The 26,697-nt window shown below is 47.3% G+C and carries 18 protein-coding genes; 9 read left to right on the top strand and 9 right to left on the bottom strand.

Annotation, left to right across the window (positions count from 1 at the left end; genetic code table 11):
• Positions 1 to 228 precede the first annotated feature (228 nt).
• The 3 genes from BLV62_RS01360 (at position 229) to BLV62_RS01350 (ending at position 6,969) form a co-directional block, all read left to right on the top strand.
• A complete protein-coding gene (locus BLV62_RS01360; RefSeq protein ID WP_089757866.1) occupies positions 229 to 3,405 on the top strand; it encodes a SusC/RagA family TonB-linked outer membrane protein in 3,177 nt (1,058 codons plus the stop codon).
• An 18-nt stretch (positions 3,406 to 3,423) separates the two neighbouring features.
• Positions 3,424 to 4,953, top strand: a complete 1,530-nt coding sequence (locus BLV62_RS01355; RefSeq protein WP_089757864.1) for a RagB/SusD family nutrient uptake outer membrane protein — start codon at positions 3,424 to 3,426, stop codon at positions 4,951 to 4,953.
• A gap of 147 nt (positions 4,954 to 5,100) precedes the next feature.
• The gene (locus BLV62_RS01350; RefSeq protein ID WP_089757862.1) at positions 5,101 to 6,969 is read left to right on the top strand and encodes a glycoside hydrolase; all 1,869 of its coding nucleotides are present in this window, start codon (positions 5,101 to 5,103) and stop codon (positions 6,967 to 6,969) included.
• Between the two features lie 106 nt (positions 6,970 to 7,075).
• On the opposite strand, the gene BLV62_RS01345 is transcribed toward BLV62_RS01350, so the two are convergent.
• From BLV62_RS01345 to BLV62_RS01335, 3 genes are all read right to left on the bottom strand, one after another.
• Complete coding sequence (locus BLV62_RS01345) at positions 7,076 to 8,512, bottom strand: RagB/SusD family nutrient uptake outer membrane protein (RefSeq protein WP_211118318.1); 1,437 nt, start codon at positions 8,510 to 8,512, stop codon at positions 7,076 to 7,078.
• Between the two features lie 11 nt (positions 8,513 to 8,523).
• Positions 8,524 to 11,652 carry a SusC/RagA family TonB-linked outer membrane protein gene (locus tag BLV62_RS01340; RefSeq protein ID WP_089757859.1) on the bottom strand — a complete coding sequence of 1,043 codons (3,129 nt, stop codon included), beginning with the start codon at positions 11,650 to 11,652 and terminating at the stop codon, positions 8,524 to 8,526.
• Between the two features lie 586 nt (positions 11,653 to 12,238).
• Complete coding sequence (locus BLV62_RS01335) at positions 12,239 to 13,141, bottom strand: hypothetical protein (RefSeq protein WP_089757856.1); 903 nt, start codon at positions 13,139 to 13,141, stop codon at positions 12,239 to 12,241.
• A 207-nt stretch (positions 13,142 to 13,348) separates the two neighbouring features.
• On the opposite strand from BLV62_RS01335, the gene BLV62_RS01330 reads away from it, so the two are divergent.
• Positions 13,349 to 15,466, top strand: coding sequence for a M48 family metallopeptidase (locus BLV62_RS01330; protein WP_089757854.1), 2,118 nt, complete (start codon positions 13,349 to 13,351; stop codon positions 15,464 to 15,466).
• A gap of 182 nt (positions 15,467 to 15,648) precedes the next feature.
• On the opposite strand, the gene BLV62_RS01325 is transcribed toward BLV62_RS01330, so the two are convergent.
• Both BLV62_RS01325 and BLV62_RS01320 read right to left on the bottom strand, forming a co-directional pair.
• Positions 15,649 to 16,194: a hypothetical protein gene (locus BLV62_RS01325; protein ID WP_089757852.1), complete on the bottom strand. Its 546-nt coding sequence runs from the start codon at positions 16,192 to 16,194 to the stop codon at positions 15,649 to 15,651.
• Positions 16,181 to 16,660, bottom strand: a complete 480-nt coding sequence (locus BLV62_RS01320; RefSeq protein ID WP_089758163.1) for an RNA polymerase sigma factor — start codon at positions 16,658 to 16,660, stop codon at positions 16,181 to 16,183. The genes BLV62_RS01325 and BLV62_RS01320 overlap by 14 nt, the downstream gene beginning before the upstream one ends.
• 377 nt (positions 16,661 to 17,037) lie before the next feature.
• On the opposite strand from BLV62_RS01320, the gene BLV62_RS01315 reads away from it, so the two are divergent.
• From BLV62_RS01315 to BLV62_RS01300, 4 genes are all read left to right on the top strand, one after another.
• A complete protein-coding gene (locus BLV62_RS01315) occupies positions 17,038 to 17,583 on the top strand; it encodes a hypothetical protein (RefSeq protein ID WP_089757850.1) in 546 nt (181 codons plus the stop codon).
• A 158-nt stretch (positions 17,584 to 17,741) separates the two neighbouring features.
• Positions 17,742 to 18,719: a formylglycine-generating enzyme family protein gene (locus tag BLV62_RS01310; RefSeq protein WP_225889568.1), complete on the top strand. Its 978-nt coding sequence runs from the start codon at positions 17,742 to 17,744 to the stop codon at positions 18,717 to 18,719.
• A 64-nt stretch (positions 18,720 to 18,783) separates the two neighbouring features.
• On the top strand, positions 18,784 to 19,035 hold the full coding sequence (locus BLV62_RS01305) for an Ada metal-binding domain-containing protein (protein WP_089757845.1): 252 nt from the start codon (positions 18,784 to 18,786) through the stop codon (positions 19,033 to 19,035).
• The gene (locus BLV62_RS01300; protein ID WP_089757843.1) at positions 19,032 to 19,730 is read left to right on the top strand and encodes a 2OG-Fe(II) oxygenase; all 699 of its coding nucleotides are present in this window, start codon (positions 19,032 to 19,034) and stop codon (positions 19,728 to 19,730) included. The genes BLV62_RS01305 and BLV62_RS01300 overlap by 4 nt, the downstream gene beginning before the upstream one ends.
• Here BLV62_RS01300 and BLV62_RS01295 read toward each other — a convergent pair.
• Positions 19,708 to 20,190 (bottom strand): SRPBCC family protein, encoded by a 483-nt coding sequence (locus tag BLV62_RS01295; protein WP_089757840.1) that lies wholly within the window; start codon positions 20,188 to 20,190, stop codon positions 19,708 to 19,710. The genes BLV62_RS01300 and BLV62_RS01295 overlap by 23 nt on opposite strands.
• 91 nt (positions 20,191 to 20,281) lie before the next feature.
• Here BLV62_RS01295 and BLV62_RS01290 point away from each other — a divergent pair, with 91 nt between their 5' ends.
• Positions 20,282 to 20,845 (top strand): hypothetical protein, encoded by a 564-nt coding sequence (locus tag BLV62_RS01290; RefSeq protein ID WP_089757838.1) that lies wholly within the window; start codon positions 20,282 to 20,284, stop codon positions 20,843 to 20,845.
• A 75-nt stretch (positions 20,846 to 20,920) separates the two neighbouring features.
• Here the strand turns inward: BLV62_RS01290 and BLV62_RS01285 are convergent, their stop codons facing one another.
• The 3 genes from BLV62_RS01285 to BLV62_RS01275 all read right to left on the bottom strand — a co-directional run bounded on the left by BLV62_RS01285 (position 20,921) and on the right by BLV62_RS01275 (position 26,697).
• Positions 20,921 to 21,625, bottom strand: a complete 705-nt coding sequence (locus BLV62_RS01285; RefSeq protein ID WP_089757835.1) for a porin family protein — start codon at positions 21,623 to 21,625, stop codon at positions 20,921 to 20,923.
• Between the two features lie 162 nt (positions 21,626 to 21,787).
• The gene (locus BLV62_RS01280; RefSeq protein ID WP_089757833.1) at positions 21,788 to 22,216 is read right to left on the bottom strand and encodes a response regulator; all 429 of its coding nucleotides are present in this window, start codon (positions 22,214 to 22,216) and stop codon (positions 21,788 to 21,790) included.
• A 5-nt stretch (positions 22,217 to 22,221) separates the two neighbouring features.
• Complete coding sequence (locus tag BLV62_RS01275; protein ID WP_089757831.1) at positions 22,222 to 26,697, bottom strand: chemotaxis protein CheB; 4,476 nt, start codon at positions 26,695 to 26,697, stop codon at positions 22,222 to 22,224.

The raw sequence follows: 26,697 nt of genomic DNA, 5'->3' as shown, positions 1-26,697 counted from the left end.
AATACCATAAAACGCGAAGCGTATGCAACAACTTGTGTGCATGCGCTCCGCGTTTTGCATTTAACCCTGTTCCCCGCGCTGCCAGGGGCTATAGTACCCCTTCGCAGGCAACATTCCGATCCCTTATCTTCAACATACCGATACCATGCCCAGTATGAATTCCGCCTAATTTTGCTCACCCGGTCAGATTGGTGCCGGTAACAATTCACATTAAAAATTCCATCGTTTATGAACATTTCTTTATCCCTGTGGAGGATTATTTCTTCATATGCACACGAGTATAAAAGCAGGAAAACTGGCTTTTTGTGTGTCGTTTTTCTTTTCTCTTGTCAATGGCTCTTTGCCCAGCAGGGAACAGTAAGAGGACGGGTAACCGGGGATGGCGCCGGTATCCCGGGGGCTACTGTCCAGGTTAAAGGAACAGCCACCGGGACACAGACAGGCGACAAGGGCGAATTTACGCTGAACGTTTCCCCGAATGCCGTACTTATTGTCAGCGCCCTCGGCTTCGCTACCCAGGAAGTAAGGGTAAACAACCGGATGAATATAGACATCCAAATGGAAAGCACTGCGAAGAACCTGGAACAACTGGTTGTAGTTGGTTACGGTACGCAAAAACGTAAAGACCTCACAGGCGCTATCAGTTCTGTAAGCGCTGCACAGATCGAAAAAGTACCTGTTACCACTATCGACCAGGCCTTGCAGGGCCGTGCAACCGGGGTACAGGTAACGAATAACGACGGTTCTCCCGGCGCCGCCGTATCTGTACGCATCCGCGGTATAGGCACCTTCGGCGATAACTCCCCGCTGTATGTAGTAGATGGGTATCCTTTGTCGGGCGGCTTATCTAACCTCAACCCTTCCGATATTGCCACGATAGATGTGCTGAAAGACGCTTCCGCTACTGCCATTTACGGTAACCGCGCTGCTAACGGGGTAGTGGTGATCACTACCAAACGCGGACGCAAAGATGGCATACAGGTAACCCTCGATGCCGTGAACAGCTTTCAATCCAAACCTAAAAAATACAGGGTGCTTACCGCACAGCAGTTCGGGCCATTTGCCACAGAGATTGCCCGGCAGTCTAACTACGAAGTATTGCCCGAATGGAGCGACCCCGCTTCGTTAAGGAACATCGACTGGCAGGACGAAGTATACCAGCAGGGCTTAAGACAGAACTACAACATCGCGCTGCGCGGAGGTAACGACAAAGTACAAACGGCGTTTTCTGCAGGCATGGTAGATCATAAGGGCGTGATAATGCTTTCTTACTATAAAAGATATAACGCAGGCCTGAACCTTGACTATACGCCAAATTCCTGGCTGAAGGTGAATAACAGCGTGAAATACGCCCGCACAGACGGAACTGTACGGCTGGGCAGCGGCCTGACAGGTATCGGCAACCTGACGAAACTGATCCCGACCATGACAGGCAACCCGCTGACAGATGAAGTAAAAGATGCCAATGGCAACTATGGTTTTTATACCAAAGGGAAAACAGTGACATCGGGAAGCAATAATATCGTTGCCGATATAGAAACCCAGGATACCCGCAATGCATCCAACAACCTGCTGGCGGCATCTGCGCTGGAAGTGACCCCTGTAAGCGGCTTAAGACTGAAAACCAATTTCGGTATCAACTTCAGCGATTACTCCGGTTATTACTTTACTCCAACCAACAACAGGGTGGAGCCGGCTGCTTATCCTTTCTACAGCCAAAGCGCGAACAACTCGTTCGAATGGCTCTGGGAGAACACTGTCGCCTATACGAAAACATTCAACAAGATCCATAACATCGACTTTGTCGGCGGCGTCTCTTCCCAGAAAAACACTTTCCGCCAGATAGGGGCCAACGGTTCACAGATGGTAAGTGACGAACTGAGAGACCTGGGGTCTGTACAACGCCTGGCCAGCATTTATGGCAACCAGGAAACCTGGTCGCTGGCTTCGCAGTTCGGACGGCTCACCTATAAATTAATGGATCGATATATCATCACCGGAACGGTAAGACGGGATGGATCTTCCAGGTTTGCCGACGGGCATAAATGGGGCGTATTCCCTTCTGTTTCCGCCTCCTGGCGCCTGGGCGACGAATCCTTTATGAAAGGGCTTACCTGGCTGAACGACCTGAAGATCCGTGGTAGCTACGGTACCGCAGGTAACCAGAACATTGGTCTTTTCCAATACCAGGGCAACTATGGTTCGGGTACAACACAAAACAACCGCGGTTATGTATTCGGCGCTACCAAAGTGTTCTACGACGGCATCACCCTACAGGATCTGCCTAATCCTAACCTGGTATGGGAAACCTCCAAACAGGGCAACGTAGGCCTGGAAGTAAGCGTACTCGATAACAGGTTAAGCCTGACTGCCGATTATTACAGGCGTGTATCCAGCGACTTCCTGCTGAAAGTGGATGTTCCGGCGCAAACCGGCTTCCCTAATGCTACCAGGAATGTTGGAAGCATCGAAAACAAAGGAGTTGAGCTCGCGCTCAGCTACCGTAAAACTACAGGCGATTTTACCTGGGAGATCGCAGGCAATGTTACTACTGTAAAGAATAAAATACTGAAACTGGCGCCGGGACAAACAGGGCAGAGCAACTTCTCCAACCTCGGGTTCCCTGATTATGGCGGCAATACCTGGCAGGTATACAGCTACTCCACGCTCGGCAACTCCTTGGGCGCTTTCTATGGCTTTAAGAACGGCGGCATTTTTCAAACCCAACAGGAGATCGATGAGCTGAATGCAATAGCTACCAAAAACAACAACGGTCAAACTACTTACTACCAGGCTTCCACTACTTCGCCCGGCGACCGCAAGTTCATTGACCTGAATGGCGACGGCAAGATCACCGATGCCGACAGGACCATCATCGGTTCCCCTATTCCCAAATTTTACGGCGGACTGAATTACGATGCGGCTTACAAGAACTTCGACCTGAGCTTATTCTTCTACTACTCTGTAGGCAACGATATCCTGAACTATGCGAGAAGGAACCTGGAAAGTCTTGCTACCAACGGCGGAGTAGGCGTGCAGAACGTGGGAGAAGAATGGTACCTGAACCGCTGGACTCCAACCCATCCTTCTACCACTTATGCCCGTGCGGTAAGGGAAGATGTGAACGGCAATACCCGTCCTTCTGATTATTATGTGGAAGATGGCAGTTACCTGCGCCTGCGCAGCCTGATGCTGGGCTACACTTTGCCTGCTGATATAGCTAAGCGCCTGCATGTTGGTAAAGTGAGGGTATATGTAAGTGGTCAGAACCTCTTTACCATCACCGGGTATTCGGGATTGGACCCTGAGATCGGGGAACAGAACGGGGCTACAGCTTCCGGTATCGATCTGGGTACTTACCCGTCTACCAGGAACTATACAATCGGGTTAAACGTACAGTTCTAATCTTTAAAAAATCGGAACATGAGAAATAAGAAATTCATATATATATCAGCCATCTGCTTTGCTTCACTGGTTTTCCCGCAAAGCTGTTCCAAAAGTTTCCTTGAACAGAAAAATACTTCCGGTATCACGGAAGATGCGTTGTTCAAAAAACCGGAAGATGGAATTGCATTGGTAACAGGCATCTACAATACTTTCCACGATGTAGACTTTATGCTGAAAGCGTTATGGTACCAGGCCAATTTTTTAACCCAGGATTTCCAGAACTACGGAGCGGATGTTTTCTTTAAAACATACGAAGTACCAACAGATTTCGGCGCATTGAACACGTTCTGGACCCGTGCCTACCAGGGTATTGCCAGGGCTAATTCCGCTTTCCCGATCATTGAGAAAATGAGGAGCGCCAACATTATCAATGAAGACCTGGCTAAGCGTTTAACCGGTGAAGCCTATTTCCTCAGGGGTGTTTTATACTATTACCTGGCTTCCAATTTCGGGGGCGTACCGCTGGAACTGAAAACGGTAACAGACGATGGCCGGCATCCCCGCAATACGCAGGACGAGGTGTTTGCAGCAGTTGCAGAAGATATGAAGAAAGCGGCTGATCTGCTTCCGTGGAAAGAAGACCTGGCGCCGGCCGACCTGGGCCGGGCCAACAAAGGCGCAGCGCTGGCCTACCTCGGCGACGCGCAGATGTGGCTGAAAAAATATTCAGACGCCGTTCAAAGTTATAAACAACTGCAGGGGCATTTCCAACTGGAGCCGAAGTTCATCGATATACATGATTTCAATAATCAGAACGGGAAAGAATCCATCTTCGAAGTACAGTTCATTGCAGGCGCTGATATGTCGTGGAACCACACCAACAATAATCACTGGCTGGCTTCCTTTGGTATGCCGGAAGAGATCACGCAGTTTGGCTACGCATACGCAACCGCCGACCTGTATAACTCTTTCGAACCCGGCGATCAGCGTAAAGCCGCTACCGTTATAGGGCCTGGCGATACGCATCCGGACCCTAAATGCCAGATTTCCAAATACCCGAGAGTGATCTCCAATTTCGGCGGTATCAATACCTGCGGTACCAAAGCCAATCCATGGAAAGGTTCGGATAAGGCCAGGTCTGGCTATTATGGAGTGAAAACCTGGAGAGATCCGAATGTAACAGGAAACACCGGCGATATTTACATTTTCAGTGGCCAGAATGTGATCATGATGCGTTACGGACAGGTACTTTTGAGCCTGGCGGAAGCGCTGCATAAAAGCGGTAATGACGGCGAGGCAATAGATATCATCAATAACCAGATCAGGCACAGGGCCGGCCTGGGGCCTGTTAGCGGAACCAATGTGATGAACAGCCTGCTGGACGAATACCGGCACGAACTGGCAGGAGAAATGTCGCTCTGGTATATGCTGAGAAGATCAGGGGAGCATTTGAGGTTTGTGAAGGAAAAATACGGTATCACGGTTCCCGCAGGGAAAGACCTGATGCCTATTCCGCAGATCCAGATAGGACTGAACCAGCAGCTGACGCAGAACCCGGGATATTAATCGGTTAACGCACATGTACAATTATAGCAATAGTAAATCAGTGAAATCTGATGATCGTTAAGTAGAAAAAAAGGGGTGGGTATAGACCCACCCTGTTTGTATTTTCATGGTACCGGTATTTTCTTATCCAACTATAAATATAACGTTATGAAATGTAGGCTATGGCTGATAGCATTAGGAATGATGAGTAGCCATGCGGCTTTCTCACAGGCTGAAATAGCGCCCTGGGGTAATGTTACCGGGGTCAGGATAGAAGGACAACTATTCCCTTTCGAAACCAGGCTGATTTTGCTGGACAATAACCAGCATATGACCGCCACCGGGAAAGAGCTGCAACGCCCTGTTTACAAACGTACAGGGAACGAACAGGTGGTCGCCACTGCCTTGCAGCATATAGACCTTAAAGAGCGGTTAATTGCCAGTACAACAAATACGGCTGCCTTAAACGTATTTGCCGTTGCTAAAGAAGCGCAAACGGCGCAAGGCCTTTATCTCGCTGTTAAAGTACCCGGCAATGCGCAGTTGAGCGTTAACGGCAAAACAGTTGCCGCGGTGAATGAACCAGTCAGGGACCTTGGCTTCAAATCCGGTAACCAGGTGGTGAAGCTGGAATTCAGTACGCCGTTGACGCTGAAACCTTATGGCAATGAGTTACTGGTGCCCGTTCACACGGGCAATTTCGAAAAGGGAGATACGGCCAGCCTGCAATTTACTTTTACAGTAAACGGGAAGGCAGACAAGAGCCCGGTGGCGCTTACAGTGAATGCGGCGGCAGCTGGCCGCGTGTTCGATGGTTTCGGGGGCAACTTCCGTTTGCAGAACCCGGCAACTGATCCGCAGGTGATAGATTATTGCCTGGAGAATATGAGGGTAGCCTGGGGAAGGGTGGAGATGCCCTGGAGGTTCTGGCAGCGAAATATAACTGACCAACCGCTGGATTCTGCAAAAGCCGGGCGTTTGCACCCTGCAGTTAAAGCGGCTATGGAAATGGCGCAACGGCTGTATAAAAAAGGAATGCCGGTAATACTTTCGGCCTGGTCGGCTCCTGCCTGGGCGGTGGTAGGCGAACCTAAATTTCAGCCAGGACCAGACGGCGTCTGGGGCAACCCGCTGAACGCCGCGCATACCAACGAGATCTATAGATCTATTGCCGACTACATCAGCTGCCTGCAAACCATTTATGGCGTGGAAGCAGGATATTTTTCTTTTAACGAGTCAGACCTGGGTATTAATATCCGTCAAACGCCCGAAGAACATGCAGCATTGATCAAAGGCCTGGGCGCCTGCCTGCAGCAGCGGGGATTAAAGACCAAATTATTATTGGGCGACAATTCAGACGCCACCACCTGGTCTTTCCTGGATGTAGCATTAAATGATCCAGCTACCTATCCCTATATCGGCGCGGTATCGTTCCACTCCTGGAGAGGATGGGAAAAAAGCACGCTGGAGAAATGGGCCGGAGCGGCGCAGAAGACAGGCAAGCCGCTGATAGTAGGAGAGGGAAGTATAGATGCCCAGGCCTGGGGATACCCGGCTATTTTCGAGGAGCCAGTATATGCACTGGAAGAGATCAATCTCTATGTCCGTTTGTTAAACATCTGCCAGCCTGCCTCTATCCTGCAATGGCAGTTAACGGCAGATTACTCGCCGCTGGCAGGCGGCGGCATCTTTGGCGATCAGCGGCCTTTGCAGCCAACCCAAAGATTCTGGAACCTCAAACAGCTGGCTGCAACGCCGGCTGGTTTACAAGCCTTGCAGGCAGCCAGCAGCAGGCAGGATGTTTCAATCGCGGCATTAGGAAATAAAGAGAAAAAGCAGTTGATGATACACCTGGTGAATAATGGCGCTGCAAGGAAAGCAGTGTTAAACGGATTGCCTGCCTATGTTAAAGAGTTGGGCGTAACGGTTACCAGCCAGCAGCAGGCAATGAAAACAAAGAAAACAATTCCCGTACATAACGGGGTAGCCAGCCTGGACCTGGAATCCTGCGCTTTTATTACACTGGCCGGAGAATAAGATGGTGATATAAAAAAACAGGGCTGCCCGGTAGAACGGACAGCCCTTTGTTTTGCTTATGAAAAGGCGGTATGCTGGAAAACAGACGCCTGATATAAGTCGTTTATCAGTTGTCTTTACACAGTTTATTATATACTAATTCGTCAGACGAAATTGGCCAGATGTAAGACGACATTGCCGGTGTTACTTCCGCTACTGTTGAACTCTTTGAAGGGAAAGTAGCATTTAACCGGGTTGTTTCCATAGATCTGAATCCTTCTCCTAACAATTCAATATGTTTTTCTTTCAGGATGGTGTTGATCAGGGCCTGTGGCGTAGCAAAATCGGCAACCGTAAAAACAGTGGTTGCATCTGAACGGCCATGTACGGCGTTCAGCAGGGCTATAGCTCTTGCATCTACGGTATTGGTTACACGTACTGTTGCTTCGGCCAGGTTCAGCAGCACTTCGGCATACCTGATAACAGGCACATAGTCGGTGTACGGACTTCCTTTAGTATACTTGTTCATCCAGCTTTTATTGCCAGCGGTAACTACAAACTTCCTTCTTGCATCAGCTGCTTTCCAGGAAGCGTCTGAAATAATACCGGATGGGTGCAGTGAATACTCTCCGTTTCCTCCCAGGGCGGTTGGATTGAAGTAATATGCCAGCTGCGTTTGGGTGCCAGGGTAATCGTTTACCGCTTCTGTATTAGGAAGCGAGAAGATAGCCTCAGCGCCTGTATAGTTTCCTACGAACACATTTTTGATATTAGGCTCCAGTTTGTAGCCAACAGTCGACTCGAACGGCGGGGCGGCAGGAACAATTTTATTTGCTTCTGTGAGCACCTTGTCGTATTGGCCGGTATAGAGGTAAACTCTTGTTTTCAGCGCGATGGCAGCGTAAGAGTTAGCTCTTGTTACCTGGTCGGCGGCTTTAGGGAGCATTGTTTCAGCAGAGTCGAGGTCGCGGATGATCTGGGCGTATGTTTCTGCCACGGTGCTTCTGGCCTTGCTGTAATTGCCTAACTTGGTATGCGGTTCAGTATAGAGAATGAGTCCCAGCTTGCTGCCTGCGCCATCAACATACGGGCGGGCAAACAGTTGCAGCAGGTGAAAATAACTTAATCCCCTGATGAACTTCGCTTCGCCTATAAAGTTATCCGACAATTCTTTACCGGTAACGCTGCTGCCTTTTGCAGCCATACCAGCCAGGAACACGTTTACGCTGTTGATGGTCATGTAACCTTGAGACCATATCTCCTTTACTTCCTGCGCTTCGCCAGTGGTAACCATTCTCCAGGAGGCGTTCAGGGTAACGTTGTTAGCCTTTTCATTTACATAGTCCTCACCCCGGATCTCGTTCGCTATAACTACTTTACCTCCCAGGAATTTACCATTCTTTAGCACCGTATACATGCCATTTACCTGGCTCTCCACGCGCTCTTTCGTATCGAAAGCTTTCGTGTCGGGGATGTTCGTTGTTGGCACATTATCCAGCAGGTCTTTCTGGCATCCCATGGCTAAACCTGCAAGCAGCGGCAATATATATTTTACTTTTTTCATCATCAGTCAGTTTAGAAATTAACATTTAATCCTAAGGTCACAGTACGGCCATTACCAAGGGTGTTACGGTCAATACCCTGGCCGGATGCGTTGTTGCCATTGGAAGAAACCTCAGGGTCAGGACCCGGATACTTGGTGATCATAGCGAGGTTTTGTCCTCTTACATATACTTTAGCGCCTGAAATATGAAGTGGTTTTACAACTGCATCAGGGATAATATAGGTCAGACCAACTGTTTTCAACTTCACGAAATCGCCTTTGAACACATTGGCGGCAATGGCAAAGGATGAGCCATTGGAAATATTATCGCCGTACACGATCTTAGGAATATCTGTCTGATCGCCTGCTTTCTGCCACCTGTTCAGTACATCTACGCTGTTGTTCCAGTAACGGTTGTCTTTTAAACCGGCATAGCTGCCATAGTAAACATAGAAACCTGTCTGGTAGGTCAGTAATACGTTCAGTTCGAAGTTTTTGTAACGGAAGGTGTTTTCAAAACCTCCTACAAATTTAGGATTGGTGTTCTTGTACGCTACTGCGTCTTTCACCCCAACTGCCGGCGCTACTTTGCCGTCGGCATACTGGTACCTGTTGGCAGCTGCAATGTTGAAATATACTTCTTCACCCGCAGCATTGATAAAGATCCTTCTTCCTGTTGCAGGATCTATGCCATTGGTCCTTACAACGTAAAGCATACCAACCGGTTGTCCTACCTGGTTAACGCTGGTTTGTTCCAGCGTACTGGTGGTGAACGGAATAGAACTTACTTCGCCAACCAGTTTAGTGATTTCGTTCTTGTTGTAAGCGATGTTGAAACCGGTGTTCCAGGTGAAATCTTTCCTGGTGATCGCCATAGCGTTCACGTTGAACTCAACGCCCCTGTTATACATTTCCCCGATGTTCGCAGGGACTGTAGCGGAAACAGTGCTGGATGGGATACCTGCAGAAGGCGGTTGCGGCACTTTCAGGATAAGACCGTTGATGTTGTTGTTGTAATAGGCCAGTTCACCGGTGATCCTGTTTTGCAGGAAGCCGAATGAGATGCCGATATCTGTTTTCTTGCTCACTTCCCAACCCAGGTCAGGGTTTCCTGCCTGTGAATAGTACAGGGCAGACGTACCGCCGTAAGGTCTTGGTTCATAGAGGGACAGTGCATCAAAGTCGCCCAGGCCTGCCAGGTTACCTACTTTACCGTGGCTGGCTCTCAGCTTGAATGAACTGAATATTTCACTCAGTTTGCTGTCTGCCCAGAATTGTTCTTTAGCGATCTCCCAGCCAGCGGAGAAGCCATAGAAAACACCTTTCTTATTGTTTTCGCCGAAGGCGGAATATTGGTCCTGGCGCACGTTGGCAGACAGGAAATATTTTTCTTTATAGTTATAGTTGGCACGGGCAAAGGAAGATAACAGGTAGTTCTGGCGGCGAAGCAGGTCGGTAGAGAAATCGCTTAAGAAACCGCCTTCAGTGTTGTTGAAATAGGTATCTGCCTGGTTATCGCGTCTTAAACCGTAACGTTCGCGCTGATCGCGTTGCTGTTCATTACCTATCAGTACATTGATGTTATGCTGGTTGAACGATTTGTCGAATTGTGCGGTGTTGGTCCATACCCATCTTTTATAGTCGCTGTGGATGCTGGTTGCCCTGCCGTTAGGAGAGGATCCGTCGCCTGTGAGGGCGTTCTGGAACATGTCGTTGTTCATGATTACATAGTCGGCGCCGTAAGTGGTGCGGAGTGCCAACCATGGGAAAGGTTTGAATTCTGCATATACGTTGCCCTGGATATGATGCGCTTCCGTATTGGAATGATCCAGGTCCAGCATGGTTTTAGGATTGTAAATACCTACAGGCAGGGTGTTTTTTCCGCCGCCGATACCGCCGTCCACTACGTTGTAGCTGCCATCGTTGTTGTAAGGCGCTACCAGCGGTGAAGTTAAGAAGGCCAGCCTGGCCAGACCGCCGGAGTTAAAGGCCTCGCCTTCCAGTGAACCGGATGAACCGGAGATCAGGCTGTTTTCGTTGGAGTAAGATACTTTACCACCAACAGAGAAAGCCCTTCCCAGGCGCTGGTCAACATTCAGCAATAAGTTTTTACGAACGAAGTCGTTGCGTTCCAGGATACCCTGTTGTTTCGTATAGCCGGCAGAGAGATAATAGCTGGAAGTTTCTGTTCCGCCGCTTACGTTAACGCTGTGGCTCTGGGAGATAGACTTGTCGCGATATACGATGTCCATCCAGTCGGTATTGATGGTATCGCCTTTCGCATCCAGGTTGGCTACATACCTTCTTGCATCGCCTGCATTTGCAAGACCTTCGTTTTTGATCATCAGGTATTGGCTGCTGTTCAATACTTTAGGCAGGCGGTTTGGACTGGTGATACCTACCCATCCGTCGTATCCTACGCGGGCTTTGCCGGCTTTACCTTTTTTAGTGGTAACGAATACCACGCCATTGGCAGCGCGGCTACCATAGATGGCAGTAGCGGCGGCATCTTTCGCGATATCAATAGATTCGATATCCGCAGGATTGATACTGGAAAGGGGGTTCAGTGGAGCGTTGGTAGATCCGACATCGCCGCTGAAGGTAGGCACCCCGTCAATTACGATAAGGGGGTAAGCGCTTAAGGAGAGCGAGTTGGTACCACGGATACGGAATACAGGAGGGTTGTTCACCACGCCATTTGGAACGGTGATCTGAACGCCTGCTGCGCGGCCGCCCAGGCCGGCTTCAAAGCTTTGTACAGGCAGTGCAGAGATACTGGCTCCCTTTACAGATGCAATATTACCTGTTACATCTTTTCTTTTCTGTGTTCCATAACCTACTACCACCACTTCAGAGATAGATTTGGTATCAGGAACCAGGCGTATTGTTCCCAGGTTGTCGGAGCTGAGCTGTATGCTCTTCTCTTCAAATCCTATAAAGGAAACGCGTAATGATTTAACATCGGCGGCTACCGATAAAGTAAATACCCCTCTTGCATCAGTGACTGTTCCTGATTTGCCGTTAGGAATGCTAACACTTACGCCGGTCAGCGGAGTTCCGCTTTCATCTGTGACCTTTCCCGTAACGGTTCGATGGGCTTGTGCCAGCACGGAAGTTACAAGCAATAACATGCTGACCACCACGAGTAATGATTTCCTCATGTAGTTGAGATTTTGGTTAAAAAAAATAGTTGTCCGTTCGCTGCTCCCAAACGTCTTGCAGACGCGGTTCAGCGATCAATCCATTGAGTTAAACAGTGAAAAATTGATGTCAGATTTCGGTTTACATACAGTTAACTATAAGCATTGTCAGTTTTGTTGTTTCAGTTTTAGTTTAGTTTTAGTTTTTTGTTGTGAATAAAATAATGATTCTACGCCCGGCATACTACAGTAGTCAGTCAGTTAGCATAAAACCTATATAAATTAAAGTTTACGGTTCGATTTTGGTCATACATACAGTTCTGCTGTAGGCAGTTAGATTTAGTCAATACAAAGCAAAAACCACGAGTTAATTCTAAACAACAGCAACTTCGTGCGAATAAAAGTAAAGAAAAAAAATTATGTTTTTATACAACGGTAATGTGATTGCGGGAAGTCTTCAGTGATGGGTTTGTTATGGATTGATTTACAGCTAACTATATATTATGAGGAGGGGAGAAAATTTTCAATGGCTATACGAAAAAGCGATCAAGAGAGCAGTTTTTTTACTGCTCTCCTGATCGTTGTCTATTGAATAATTTATTGATGATCAGTAAACGGATTTCAATGTGAAATCATCATGCTCGTCGGGGCTTTCCACCGGGTCATAATAGTCTGATAATTTCAACACATTATCTTTAAATGAACGGATAAGCACTTCCCCGACATGCTGGTCATAGTTGCTGTCCCAGTAAAGGAAACGCTCAGAATTGGTTGGATGCCACTTCCAGTTCATAACACTGGACTGTTTCAGCACTTTCTTTGAATATTGTTCTACAACATAAGTACCGTATATGGTTGCACGGTAAGTAAGGCTGTCCAGTATAAATGTTTCAATCAGATCTCCGTTTTCATCATAGATCTCCGTTTCCTCGCCGATAAAGTCTTTACCATTTTCTTCTGCTGTCAGGTACCAGAGCCGGCAAAGTGATTTGGTTCTATCGTCTGTTGCTACGGGAGTTGCTTTTGTTCCTGCAACTGTTGCGGTTTTGGCGCCATTGGCCCCATAGCTCAAAGTAAAGCTGATAGCGTTCTGGGAGAAATTGATCTTTGTTAAAGTGCCCAGGCCTTTTAATTCGGCGGTTGTACTGTCTTTCAGCGAATATTTGCCGGTATAATATTTACCTTCCCCATCTTCCAGCAGGAAAGTACTGTCTGTGGTAAATTCTATATACCCGGTTTTGTCGTCGGCTGCCCTGGCCTGTATATGCAGTCCGCCCATCCTGTTGAATTTAGTTGATGCTTTGATTGCAGCGCTCTGCCTCGCCTGCAATATGATGTTTGAGAAACCCCACTTACCCTGCAGGTTCGCATATAATCTGTTTAAAGCGGCAGTGTTGTTGTTGGCGCCGGGATTGGGATCCGGACCGGGGTTGTTGTCGTTATCTGACTTCTTGGAACAAGCACAAACAAGTAGGGATACTGCTACTGCGAGTACGAAACTTTTTCGCATAATGAATGTTTGAAATTAAATATAGTTTAAGAGTTATGCCAGTTTGTTATAGGGGTCAGCCTGCACATTCGCGAATTCCTTTCGGAGCTAAAACTAATATATTTTTTACCCGGGAGGTAACAGGGGCGCAAAAAATACCTATTTGTAGCTATAAATTTAGCAGCCGAATTAAAAATTAAGCTATTTTGTGTATCTATACCGAATGCTATGAGAATGAACGAGCACAATTTTTATCCATCTAACCCTGCAAACGTTGATCCTCTTCTTATCAGGCCCGGAAAAACCTTTCGGCGTGAAGTTTTTAAAGTGGTGCTGGCAATATTGTTATTCTGCCTGGTTTACCTCTTGTTGCTGGCGGCGGCATTAGGCATTGCAGGCGGTTTTGTGGCGGCCGGCGGCTTCCTCCTTACCCTTGGCGCCAACTACCTGGTTATCCTGGTTGGCCTTTCACTGATAGGAGTCGGCATCTTTATTATCATTTACCTGTTCAAGTTTGTTTTCGCCAGGTTTGAAGACAGCAAAGCAGGCAGGGTAGAAGTGCTGCCGGAAGATCATCCTCACCTCTTCGATTTCATCAGGCAACTGACAACAGATACTAAAACGCCCATGCCTAAACGCGTATATATTTCTCCCGGCGTAGGCGCCTGCGTATTCTACGACAGCAGTTTCCTCAGCATGATACTCCCTGTCAAGAAGAACCTGGAAATAGGGCTGGGGCTTGTCAATTCTCTTAACATCAGCGAATTCAAACAGGTGCTTGCACACGAATTCGGGCACTTCTCCCAACGGAGCATGCGGTTTGGCGGGTATATATATACGCTGAACCACATCATCTACAATATGCTTTACCAGAACCGCAGTTATTCAAAAATGCTGGCCGGGCTGCAACGCATCCATTCAGTATTTTTGTTGACAGGCCATCTGACCGTGGCGATCATAAAAGTGATACAGACAGTACTCCGCAGGATGTATGAGGTTATTAACCTTTCGCACAGGCGGTTGTCGAAAGAAATGGAATTTCATGCAGATGCAGTAGCCGTGTCCGTAACCGGCAGCGATATTGCCGTTTCGGCGATCCGGAGAGTGGAATTCGGAGAAATGTGCATGCAGTTCTGTACCAATAAATTCTTTGAACTGGCCGGCCAAAATAAAATACTGGAAAATATATACGACCTGCAAAGAAGTATTATCGCTTTTACCTGCGAGCAATACAAGGTTGAAACAGTGAACGGGTTGCCGGTACTGAAAAACAGGCCGTTGCCAGGCGTAAGCAAATCCAGGATCCAGTACGAAGACCTGTGGTCCAGCCACCCCAGTGAAGAGGAAAGAGAAACCCGTTACAGGGAAGCGAATATCACAAATACTGCAGATAACAGGTTAGCCTGGGAACTCTTCTCCAACCGCCCTGCATTGGAAGAGGAAATGACAAAACACCTGGCCGGTATCACCTTTCCTGCTGCCAACCTCCAGGCTACCGTCAGCAAAGACGAATTGCTGAAGGAACTGAAAACAGTAAAAGCAAAATTCGAAATGCCTGCTGTATTCAACGGCTACTACAACCGGGGAGTATTTCCTTCCGTCGAAGATATTACAGTACCTGTACAGGCAACATCCCTGGAAGAATTTTATAGCACCGGGCTGGTCGAAAAAGTGAATGAGCACCTGCAGAACAAGCAGGATAAAGATGTGTTGGAAGCAATTGCGGCTAAGCAGATCGCCGTTGAACAGTTTAAGCTCGACGGGAAACGCTTCCAGCTTTCAGAGGTAGAAATAGTGCTGGCGCAATTGTGCGCGGATGTGGAAAAAGGCGCACAATGGCTGAAGCAGCGCGACCAGGAAGCGTATCAACTGAACCTGAACCTTGCCGGTTGCGAGGAAGAAAGGAATAAACTGAAAAGCCTGTATAGCCAGATCCTGCGCGCCCAGGAATACCTGAACCAGTTAGAGATCATCGCAATCGTCCTGAAAATGAAAATAGAAGAGATCTACAACAGGGACGACTGGGATCTCAACGGTCTCCTGGCCGTGATAGAAGTGATCAAAGAAAAGGACAACGAACTGAAAGTGGTGATGCGATCCATCCTGGATGATCCTGCATTGGTATCGGAAGCTGAACCTGACTTTAAGACGCAGATGGAAGCCTACCTGGGTACCAACTACCCGTACTTTGTAGGGAATACCTGCAGCAGCGACGAAATGATGTCTACCTATCATACTGGTATCAGGTCTATAGAAAACGTGGATATCATTTTCAAATTGCTAAGAAAGAAATACCTCGACACCGTTGTCAGCCATTCTGTAATAGTTTCACGCCAAGAGGCATAAGATGCAAAAAGAGGCGTAAGATATTTTTTTAAGGGAAATAAGAAAGTAAAGGAGTTGAAGATTGTGTTATATAACATTATCATCAACTCCTTTGCTTTCTTAAAATTCGCTTCGATCAAAATATCTTATGCCTCTTTTTGCACCTTATGCCACTTTGCGTGAAACATCGCTGCGTGAAATATTTAATCTCTAAAATAAAGAACGTCTTCTCTAACCTTGTCTATTCTCGATTTCCAGAGTTTGTGAAAGAAGAATAGCTGGATTGAAAATACAGCCATCAACAATGCAAGCAGGATTATTTTGTTAGTATCCCACACAATATTATAAGTACTGAAAATAATTATGCCGGCCATAAGTCCCAGGCGGGTAACAATAGTGAAGATATAATACCTGGAGAGTTTCCCGCTATAGCCTTTTAATGTATTCCTGATATTGTCTGCCGCTCCTATGTTCTTATTCAATGCAAAAACAGATAATTGCTGAATGATATTGAGCATAACGGTACCAACAAGGATAGCGTTAATATAGAAAGGCTTTTTGTTGCCATCCAGCATAGTGTAATAGAGAAACAGGAAGATGATAAAACAGGCAGACTCGATTAGCACCTGTTTTTGTCCTTTTTGTAAGGAGGGATGATCGTTTTGTTTGATCATTGTATAGATCTGCTGATCTGTTAGGCGAGGGGTTTTGATTCCCTTCCATGAGTTTTGTAGTTCATTCAGTTCCATTGGATAAAATATTTTGAAGTTTGGATTTGATCCGGTTCAGTTTCACACCTACATTGTTTTCACTGATCCCTGTTATTGCCGCGATTTCTTTGTAGCTCAGTGATTCCATGTAAAGCATGATAATTGTTTTGTCGCCATCTGGCAATTGCTGTAATGCGTTGATCAACCTGGCTTCCCTGTTATCTTCCTCTTCTTGTGAAGTGCCCATGTCTGGCAACTGGTCGGGATATTGAACAGGCGGTCGTTTTTTCCTGAAATCGGCGAGCGCGGTGTTCAGCGCTACCCTGTAAATCCAGGTGCCGACCTGGGCGCTTCCATTGAACGACCGGTGTGATTTCCAGAGTTGGTAAATGATCTCCTGCAGCAGATCTTCCTGGTCTTCCCTCGACTTCCTATAGATGCGCGAGATCTTGTACAGCATCGGCTGAAAGGTTTGTATAAGCTCCAGGAACCTGGCTTCTTCCATAAACTCCTTTTTCTTTATTAGTTGCAGAAAATAATAAAAACTTACAGCATACCCTGAAAAAATCATATTTACAATTTCCGTTTTGCGTAAATCAGATTCCCGATCCGAGAGATGGAGTTGATCCGGCGTTTATACTTTTGATGCGTGGAAAAACAAGAGCGTATTAAATAATGGAATTTTCCCGAAGAGATTTGCTCCTTTAGGAGAAAACGGTACAACGGTTTGCGAAACCCCAAATTCTCAGTGTCAACTATCCTGGGAAAGCCCTCAGGCTGCCTTTATCCTTTAAGCAGGAGGGCAGCCTTTTTATGTGAAGAAGAGGGAACAATAAGCAACCGGCAGCTGTTATAGATCGGGTGATTTAAAATGCCTTAGTTATGAAAACGATATTATGGATACTACTGTTCCTGCCATTATTAAGCTGGGGGCAAGAAAGCAAGCTGGTCAATGGATTTGCTTACCTGATGTTGCACGACAGCAAGTTTGGCGGTGGAGTGATCGGCAACGTGAACCTGTTGAATGATCATATTGGATTAGGGCCTGGAGTTGAACTGACCTCGTACGACGGGCACCTGATGGTTCCCGTATTTGCTGACCTGAAGATCAAAAATCGCTTTGGGATAACCGAACCTTACCTGGCAGGCCAGTTTGGCCGTAACAGTTATAATGTTGCGCATAAAGATATGATCGCAGCTACGGATGGCACCCAACATGAGATCGAGTATAATCTTACAGGCAAATTCTTTTACGGCGCCGGCGCCGGCATCATGTTCCATTTAAAGAATGTAGGACTTTTTGCTTCGTATATTTACCGCGGTTATAAGTACAGCCGCCCCGACGCGATCAATATCAACGAACAACAGGTGAAATTCGGCAATTTGTCTGTCAACGCCCACCTGTTCATTGTAGGAGTCGTATTTTAATTTCCTTCCTGTTTGCCTGTTAAATTTCAGGCTATATATTTGTGTCAGCCGATTCTATTGCCAACCGCGGATCACTGCATCGCAGGTTTCTTTTAAGATCAAGTCACAGAAGGGGAATATCGGCAACAATTCTTAATGCAACACAGTAAAAGGTAACAGTGAAAAAGTACTTCTATCTAAGCAGCATTTTATTTATGGCTTGCCGGCAACCCCCTGCCAGACAGCAGGAGCAGCCCGCCCAGGAAATGCCCGGAATGGTGTGGATACCAGCCGGCAGTTTCATGATGGGATCTGAAGAGTTTGAAGATAGCAAACCTGTTCATAAAGTTACCCTGGAAGGTTTCTGGATGGACGAACACGAAGTTACCAATGCCCAGTTCGCAGAATTTGTAAAAGCTACCGGCTATGTAACAGATGCTGAAAAGCCGCTGAAACCGGAAGATTACCCCGGTGTAGACCCTGATAAACTGAAACCAGGGTCGGCTGTGTTTACCCCGCCTGCCCACCCCGTAGCCCTGGATAACCCAATGCAATGGTGGGAATATGTATACGGCGCGAGCTGGCAACATCCCTTTGGCCCGAACAGCAACATCAACGGGAAAGACAATGATCCTGTAGTGCATGTAAGTTTCATTGATGCAGCCGCCTATGCTAAATGGGCGGGTAAAAGGCTGCCTACGGAAGCAGAATGGGAGATGGCGGCGAGGCAGGGAAAGCCTTCTGCCGCTTACTATTGGGGAGATACGTTAAAACCCAAAGGACGCTGGCCGGCCAATATTTTCCAGGGCGATTTTCCCTGGAATAATACCCTTGAAGACGGCTATGCAGGAGTGGCGCCGGTTAAATCCTTTCCACCCAACGCCTACGGGTTATACGATATGGACGGAAATGTTTGGGAATGGTGCGTCGACTACTACAGGCCAGACAGTTATACAGAAAAAGAAGAAACTAATCCCAAGGGGCCGGCAGACAGCTACGACCCCGAAGAACCCGGAGCGGTTAAAAGAGTGCAAAGAGGCGGATCTTTTCTATGCAGCGACCAGTACTGCATCCGCTACAAAGCAGGCAGCAGGGGCAAGGGTGAAGTAAGCAGCGGAGGCAATAACCTGGGCTTCCGTTGTGTAAAAGATAAATAGCAAGATCCGGGTTTACCGGCACAGCGCCGGCATCTAACTTTGTTGCAGACAACAGGTAATGATCATGTGGTTGCACGCAACGCTTAACGACAAAGAACTTTTTAGCCTGGTACATGCGGGAAAGATCCGGTACGGAGGCTACCTGCCTGGAAAGATTTTCGGACTGCTTTCCTGCAGATCCGGCAAACGGATGAAACGCTGCAACAGGGTGTTTTTTGAAAGCATGCAGGCCGCTGTTGATGCGGGCTTCAGACCTTGCGCGCATTGTATGACCCATGAGTACCGGTTGTGGAAGAAATCAAATGTTGATCTATGAAACAGCTGCAGAGTTATGATTGGGAACGCCTCGAACAGGAGTTACACAACAAGGGTTTTGCTATTGTAAAGAACCTGCTGGAAGATGCGGAATGTAAACAGTTAGCCGATGATTACGATCATTCGTCCTGTTACCGCAAAACTATCCGGATGGAGCGGTACAGGTTCGGATCGGGCGAGTATAAGTATTTTTCTTATCCCCTGCCCCCATTGATCCAGGAATTAAGAACGGAGATCTATCCTTACCTGGCGCCTATAGCCAATTTATGGATGAAGGCGATGCAGATACCAGTTGTCTATCCGCCCCGGCACAACGAATTCCTGGAGCAATGCAGGGCGGCAGGACAGGTTAATCCCACAGTGCTTATCCTAAAATATGGCGAAAACGGGTATAACACCCTGCACCAGGACCTTTATGGGTCAGTATATTTCCCTATGCAGGTGGTGCTGATGCTGAATAAACCGGGTATTGATTATACGGGGGGAGAATTTGTGATAACCGAACAGGTGCCGAGGGCGCAGTCAAAAGCCAACGTTATCCAGCCGGAACAGGGAGATATGTTGATCTTTGCCACGAACTTCCGGCCGGTACAAGGCAGCAGGGGGTATTACAAGGTTGCGATGAAACATGGGGTAAGCCCGCTGCATACAGGTCAGCGGCATAGCTTAGGCATTATTTTCCATGATGCGCTGTAAACTTTCCAAATTCCTTTTCGATAGCGATAGTCCGGAAGTCGAAGATACCTTTCAGTTGTTTTTTTATAAAGAGATTATTGGCAATTGTTCCGATAACACCCAGTGGAGGCGCATATGTAACAATATCTGTCATTAATACGCCCTGTTCTGTCTCTGTTAACCTGTGCTGATGATGCCAGAAGCGGTAGGGGCCTATCCGTTGCTCATCGATAAAATATTCCCTTTCTTTCACCTGTGTGATCTCCGTCATCCAGCGTACAGGAATTCCCAGCACCGGCCTGATGATATAGGTGATGATCATCCCCGGGTACATCGGCCCGGCGATGGCCCCGCTGGTCACTTTAAAGTCCATATAGGCCGGGGTGATCCTTGCCAGGTTATCAGGATTGGCTATAAAGTTCCATACCGCATCAAGGCTGGCCGGAATTTGTTGGGTTTGGGTGAACTGGTAGAACGCCATTGAGCAAAGAGTTGATAAATGCGAATTTACAGTATAGATGGCCGTTATTCGGGTAGAATTATATAAATTCGACAGATATTATTATTAGACTATGAAACGCTTCTTACTTCCTCTCAGCCTTTGCCTGACTTTAGGATTATCGTCATTCGCCCAGAAAAAGCCAAACGAACTGCACTATACCAGCAGCCAGCAACAACTGATCACTATTTATAAGGGTAACATCTTTGTGAATGGTAATAAAACATTTGTTTTGCCGACCGACCCGATTGTGTACAACAGCAGGCGCAATAAACTGATAGAGAACGGGAGAACCGTATTCCTGTTCCTGGAAGTGGAAGACAAGCCTAATAAGAACAAGATGTATGTCTTCAATATAGATCATTCCATTGCCGATTCTGTAGCATATGCTATTGCATCTGACGTAAAGGATTACGATCATGATGGCAATATGGAATTTGGAGGAAGCGAGCAAACCGCTGTTTATCCCTCTGCTGATTCTATGTACTACGTTGCATCGAAGTTTTACGAGATAAAAAAGGGAAGGATCACTTTTGACGAGGAGTTGACGGAAAAAACAGATACCAAAGTAAATGGAGTTTACCTGAAAAATGCAACTGCGAATACCGTGGTTCCTAAGAAAAAGGGGCAGCGTTAAAGTTTGTAGGCAGGAGAGAAAATCCCTTGATATAAAGTCATTTTCTCCTCCAAAGCAGCGCTTCGGAGGAGAAATTTATTTCAGGCGATAACCCAGTACCAGCGCGAAATTGTAGTTTTTGTAAGAACGATGGTTGGTAGTGGCGGCATCCTTTAGCGCCCCGATATCCACTAATCCCTGTTCATAATCCAGGCCCAGGGAGAACCTCCTGTAGGTGGCGCCTACTCCGAATCCCAGCCCTGCATCCGTTTTCGAAAAACTTCCCCTTTCATCCCCGAAGCTGTCGAATTTGGTCGTTTTGTCGGGAATTTCCTCCCGGTTCGTTTTGCCTTTCCATACTACTTTCCCAGCTATGCCAAGCGCGTAGTATCCGCCTGCATTTACAAAGATATCTATTTGGCTTGCCACAGGGAATTTATAGGCAATTCTCAGGGGCGCCTGTGCATATACAAGGTTGGTAGTTCTGACCCAGGTGGTGGTGGGCGCGTTGCTTCCTCCTATCCACAGGTCGGTACCTCTATGTTTAGTGCCTTTCGCTGTTACAAGGATGCCCGACTGCAGGCAAAGGCGCTTATACAACTGGTATTCGACGGTTACGCCTCCCTGGTAGCCCAACTTTGGACCGATCTTTCCGTCCAGGTAATCTATCGTTTCGTTGGCGTTAGAAAGGTTTAATCCTGCCCGGAGGCCCAGGGAGAAGCGGGATTGCTGGGCGGCGGCTTGTTGAGATAAAAACAGGCCTGCAAAGAAGCAGGCCCTCATAAAATTGATTGCTTTCATGATTGCACAGAATAGGACGGAAAAATTAACGAAATGCAGGAGTATTGCAAGCCCGGCATATAGGGTAATTATCCGGATCCCGGTCTGGTAATGAAAAGAAAAAAATAAATAGTTAGAAATGTTGCTGGCAAATTTTATCAAGTTGCCAGGTCGCCGGCCGGGTTACTCTTTTTCCGGGAAAAGAAATTCATTTATCAGGTCGCCTATCACTCTCTGGAATCCTTCATAAGAATCGGGTTTGGTAATAGTCAGCGCAGCTCCAAGGTTCAGGCATTCGTTGGCTAAACGGCTATCGTTATACGTAGAGAATATCACAACAGGAATTTTCCTGAACTGCGGATGCCCTTTAATCACTTTCAGCGCCTCCTGCCCGTTCATTTGCGGCATGTTCTGATCCAGTACCAGTAAATTGGGGAGTACCGCAGGATCGGTCTTCAGCTGCTGGTTCAATAACTGGATCAGGAGTGAGCCGTTTTCTACTGCATGAAAGGAAAACTCCCGCTCTTCCTGGTAGTGTTGTACGATCTCCTCAAAGATCATCCTATCGTCTTCATCGTCTTCTGCTAGCAGAATCTTTTTTAGTGTTATCATAACTATTATTCCTGTTCTGTCGGCAAAATTATATGAAATGTTGCACCTTTTCCCATTGTACTTTCTGCAGTGATCAATCCCTGGTGATTTTCAACAATTTTTTTAATAATAGCCAGACCAATGCCGGTCCCTTCATACTGGTCTTTTGAATTCAGCCGCAAGAACAGGTCAAAGATCTTGTTTTTAAACTGTTGTTCAAAGCCTATCCCGTTATCGGAAACAGATATTTTATACCAGCGGCCGTCGGGCGACGAAGGTGCGTCAAACGATTTTTCCGTTATCCTGGTAGCTGTGATATTGATTACCGGGTCATTATCTTTATGGGTGAATTTCAATGAATTCCCGATCAGGTTTTGAAATACCTGCTGCATCTGCGAACGGTTAACCATCAGGGCAGGCATCTCCCCAACTATTATATGCGCATTTTTTTCCGAGATCAGCATTTCAAAATCTTCTTTCACTTCTTCTATAATATCTTTCAGGTTAACACATTCAGTGCCGCCCCTGTTGGCGGTCAGCTTCGAGAAATTAAGGATATTCAGCATGAGTGATTTCATCCGGTTCACCGACTGCATGATCTTATTCAGGTAAACAACCGTTGTGTCTGGCAGGTCGTCTTTGTGCCGGTCCCTGACCAGTTTGGAGAACATATGGATCTTCCGTAACGGCTCCTGCAGGTCGTGCGAAGCTACCGAAGCAAAAAGCTGCAGGTCGTTGTTGCTGGCTTCCAACCGTTCATTGATCTCCTGCAACTGGTGAGTTCTTTCCGCTACCTTTTCTTCCAGTATTTCATTCATTACTTTCTGCTCGTGCATATCCATGATGGTGATCACCCAGCCCGACACATTGTCTTCATCATCTTTCCTGGCCTTTGCCCTGAGCAGGTTCCAGCGATAGGTAGGCGAACTGGTCGCTAACCTGATCTCGCAGGTAAAATCATGTTTTTCGAGGGCCGCCGATTTCCATATTTCCATCAACAACGGCAGATCCGCCTTGTGTACGGCCCGTTTCCATCCTTCGCCAACCGCTTCTTCGAAGCTCATATTCGTATAGTGCTCGAATTGAGTATTCACAAAATCCAGTTTCCCCGGTTCAATGGCGGTCCAGACGGTGAGCGGCATCGACTCTGCAAGGAATTCTTTTTCTGCAATATTTGTTGCTACTGCACTTTCCGCCTCTTTCAGGGCGGTAAGGTCCATCATCGAACCCAGCATCCGGTAGGGAACCCCAAATTCGTTATGGAGTATATACCCGCGGTCCAATACATGCGCATATTCGCCGTTTTCCTTTCTCATCCTGTATTCCTGGCTCCATTGGTTGCGCCCTTCGTTAATAGCGCCATAGATGCTGGCGGTAAGCAGTTGTTTGTCGTCGGGATGCACCAGGTCTATACATTTCCTTCGTGTCATGTTATCGGTGCTATGACCAAATAATTTATTGAAGGATTCGCTCCACCAGATCTGGTCATCGGTCAGGTTCCAGTCCCACAGCGCATCGTTGGTAGCTTTGGCTACCAGCCTGAATCGCTCTTCGCTGAAAGCCAGTTCCCTGGTCCGTTCTCTTACTTTGTTCTCCAACTCGGCATTCAGTTCCCGCAGGTGTTCTTTCACTTCGTTCAGTTCTGCGTAGTTCTGCCTGATCTTTTGCAGGGAACGTTTTTTATCGGTGATATCTGTGAAGGTAATGACCAGGCCCCCCGGCATTTTCACGCCACTGATCTCATACCAGGCTTTTTTCTCTACCATGTACAGGTCTCTTTGCAATACCCTGTCTTCCGCAATCACCTGCTGGTATTCCTGCAGCAGTTCATCTTTCAGCAATTCCGGCAATACCTCTTTCAGTTGCTGGCCTTCCAGCGGTTTTTTATCCTTGCTGAACCAATCGAGGGCGGTACGGTTAAGCGTAGAGATCTTGAAATCGGCGATCTGCCCGGATTCGTTGGTGATCGACTGCAGTGCCAGGATGGCGCTCTGGCTGGCATTGAACACGCTCCTGATAATATTATTGAGATGGGTGACCACGGTAATATCCACGAAGGTGATAATAATGCCGGCATATTTATTATCGCGGGTCAGGTAGGGAAGGATACGCATCAGCATATTTTTACCTTCCAGCAGTTGTACTTCTTTTTCTACCGTCTTGCGGGTACGCTGTACGTGGTTGATATCCTCCATCAGCTTATCATATTTGATATTGTTGGAGATATGCGCAATAGGGCGGCCCAGGTCTGATTCGATGAAATTGATCATCCTGGCGGAAGCGGGGTTGAATTTCCGGATATTGAAATCGCTGTCCAGGAAGATCTGGGCAATATCGGTACTCCTGAAATAATTATTAAGGTCGTCGTTCAGCTCTACCAGTTCCTTGATCTTAAGCTGGTGCTCTGTATTGAGCGTATAAAGCTCTTCGTTCAGGGATTGCAGTTCCTCGTTGGAGCTCTGAAGTTCTTCGTTGGACGACAGCAGTTCTTCGTTGGAACTCTGCAGCTCTTCATTCAGCGTTTCCAGGTCTTCCACTGCTTCCTGCAGGTTATTCCTCACTTCATTCAGTTCGTTTTCCAGGTTGCTCACATAATCCGGGTCGGCGGCGCCTTCGCTATGCGTAACTACCTGGAGGGAGGCAGGGGCCGGAGTTGGCAAAATGGTTACCAGCGTCAGGTCCGATTCTCCTACAACCGGGTGAATGGCGATCTGCAACAGGTAGGTAGTATCTTCTTTTTCCAGCACTATATTATGCAGCAGCTCTGTTTTATTGGTTTTCCAGGCATGCCTGATCGCCTTGCTGATCGCCATTCCGGCGCCTGGGGGCAGCATGCGGCTAAGGTTCAGGTTCAGTATCTTGCGCGGCAAGGTGAGCACCCGCTCATAGTTGCCGATCGTTTCCTTTACTTCAAAGTTCCGGTCGATATACAGCCCTATCAATCCCTGGTCCTGCAGCAGCGATTGCCTGATATCCGTCCACAACGCCCGTTGGTGCTTGGATTCTGAATATTTTTTACTGTAAGAATTATCTTCTTTGGCCGCTTTCAGGTTGGAGGAAAGATTTTCAGAGATGTTGATCCTGGGTCGTATGTCTACTTCCTTCCGGTATATCTTCCATTTTGAGCTGATCGTATGCAATACGCCTTTGGCGCTCGTAGGATTTTCGCTGGGGCCAAGGAACAGGTATCCGCCTTTATTCACAGCAAATTGCAGCATGCTGTATACTTTTTCCTGCAGAACAGGATTCATATATATGAGCATGTTGCGGCAGGTGATAAGATCGTTCTTGATAAAAGGAGGATCCCTGGTAATATCGTGACGGGCAAATACGATCTGTTTCCGTATCCTTGGTATTACTGTATAGTATTTTCCTTTCTGTGTAAAATAGTTTTGCAGTATATCTTTTGGTACATCATTGACGATGGTTTGAGGATAGACGCCTGAAAAGGCCAGTTCAAGATTGGCGGCGTCAATATCCGATGCAAAGATCTTAACATCCAGCGTTTTGTTTTGTCTTTCCAGTACCCTGTCTATAAGGATGGCAACAGAGTAAGCCTCTTCGCCTGTGCTGCAGGCGGCCACCCAGACTTTCAGTTGTTCGTCTGTTTCTTTCTCCGCCAGTATTTCGGGTAAAACTTTTGTTTCCAGTATGCTGAAAGCGTCTTTATCCCTGAAAAAGCGGGTAACGCTGATCAGGAAGTCATGTGCCAGGGCTTTGGATTCTTCCGGGTGCGCGGCAAGATAATCGATATATTTCGCCGGTTCCCGGATCTGCAGTTGTTGCATTCGTTTGCTGACACGCCTGAGTATTGTCGGCGTTTTATAGTAATGGAAATGCTGTCCTTCCGCATTGGCAATGATCTTGAATATCGTTGCCAATTCTTTTTCGTCAGGTTCTTCGGGCAGCATTTTGGAGCTGTTGGTATTATTGAGGGCTTCAATAATTGCGGAACCCAGTTCGGAAGGCGGGGCGATAACGTCTATACATCCGGAACTAATAGCGCTGTTGGGCATACCGTCGAACCGGGCGGATTTAGGTTCCTGGGCAAATGCCAGGCCTCCATATTCTTTGATAGTGGCAATGCCCCGGGTGCCGTCGGTGCCGGTACCGGAGAGCACAACTGCGATGGCCCGTTGACGTTTGTCTACCGCCAGCGAGTGAAGGAATACATCTATCGCATTGTTAGGCCCTTTTTCATGGGTTTTCTCAGAGAGGATCAACCTGCTGTGTTCTATCCTGATCTGTTTATTGTTCGGTATGACGTAGATATGCTGTTTCTGCACCAGTTGCTGGTGTTCTGCTTCCACTACTTTCATATGGGTATGCCTCGCTACCAGTTCTACCAGCAGGCTGCGGAAGTCGGGCGACAGGTGCTGGATGATCACAAATGAAAGTTGTTCAGCATTAGGCATATTATCAAAGAATTCCTGGATGGCTTCGAGACCACCGGCGGATGCTCCGATTGCAACTACGTAATGCTGGTTAATTGGTTTGGTCAT

The organism is Chitinophaga terrae (ex Kim and Jung 2007) (genome assembly GCF_900107795.1).
Classification (GTDB): domain Bacteria; phylum Bacteroidota; class Bacteroidia; order Chitinophagales; family Chitinophagaceae; genus Chitinophaga; species Chitinophaga terrae.
Note: the sequence above shows the minus strand (reverse complement) of the source record. Positions and strands in the feature narration are given on the sequence as shown.

Coding starts and splice junctions, on each gene's coding strand:
- BLV62_RS01360 (WP_089757866.1), top strand. CDS start 229: ATGAACATTTCTTTATCCCTGTGGAGGATTATTTCTTCATATGCACAC.
- BLV62_RS01355 (WP_089757864.1), top strand. CDS start 3,424: ATGAGAAATAAGAAATTCATATATATATCAGCCATCTGCTTTGCTTCA.
- BLV62_RS01350 (WP_089757862.1), top strand. CDS start 5,101: ATGAAATGTAGGCTATGGCTGATAGCATTAGGAATGATGAGTAGCCAT.
- BLV62_RS01345 (WP_211118318.1), bottom strand. CDS start 8,512: ATGAAAAAAGTAAAATATATATTGCCGCTGCTTGCAGGTTTAGCCATG.
- BLV62_RS01340 (WP_089757859.1), bottom strand. CDS start 11,652: ATGAGGAAATCATTACTCGTGGTGGTCAGCATGTTATTGCTTGTAACT.
- BLV62_RS01335 (WP_089757856.1), bottom strand. CDS start 13,141: ATGCGAAAAAGTTTCGTACTCGCAGTAGCAGTATCCCTACTTGTTTGT.
- BLV62_RS01330 (WP_089757854.1), top strand. CDS start 13,349: ATGAGAATGAACGAGCACAATTTTTATCCATCTAACCCTGCAAACGTT.
- BLV62_RS01325 (WP_089757852.1), bottom strand. CDS start 16,194: ATGGAACTGAATGAACTACAAAACTCATGGAAGGGAATCAAAACCCCT.
- BLV62_RS01320 (WP_089758163.1), bottom strand. CDS start 16,660: ATGGAAGAAGCCAGGTTCCTGGAGCTTATACAAACCTTTCAGCCGATG.
- BLV62_RS01315 (WP_089757850.1), top strand. CDS start 17,038: ATGAAAACGATATTATGGATACTACTGTTCCTGCCATTATTAAGCTGG.
- BLV62_RS01305 (WP_089757845.1), top strand. CDS start 18,784: ATGTGGTTGCACGCAACGCTTAACGACAAAGAACTTTTTAGCCTGGTA.
- BLV62_RS01300 (WP_089757843.1), top strand. CDS start 19,032: ATGAAACAGCTGCAGAGTTATGATTGGGAACGCCTCGAACAGGAGTTA.
- BLV62_RS01295 (WP_089757840.1), bottom strand. CDS start 20,190: ATGGCGTTCTACCAGTTCACCCAAACCCAACAAATTCCGGCCAGCCTT.
- BLV62_RS01290 (WP_089757838.1), top strand. CDS start 20,282: ATGAAACGCTTCTTACTTCCTCTCAGCCTTTGCCTGACTTTAGGATTA.
- BLV62_RS01285 (WP_089757835.1), bottom strand. CDS start 21,625: ATGAAAGCAATCAATTTTATGAGGGCCTGCTTCTTTGCAGGCCTGTTT.
- BLV62_RS01280 (WP_089757833.1), bottom strand. CDS start 22,216: ATGATAACACTAAAAAAGATTCTGCTAGCAGAAGACGATGAAGACGAT.
- BLV62_RS01275 (WP_089757831.1), bottom strand. CDS start 26,697: ATGACCAAACCAATTAACCAGCATTACGTAGTTGCAATCGGAGCATCC.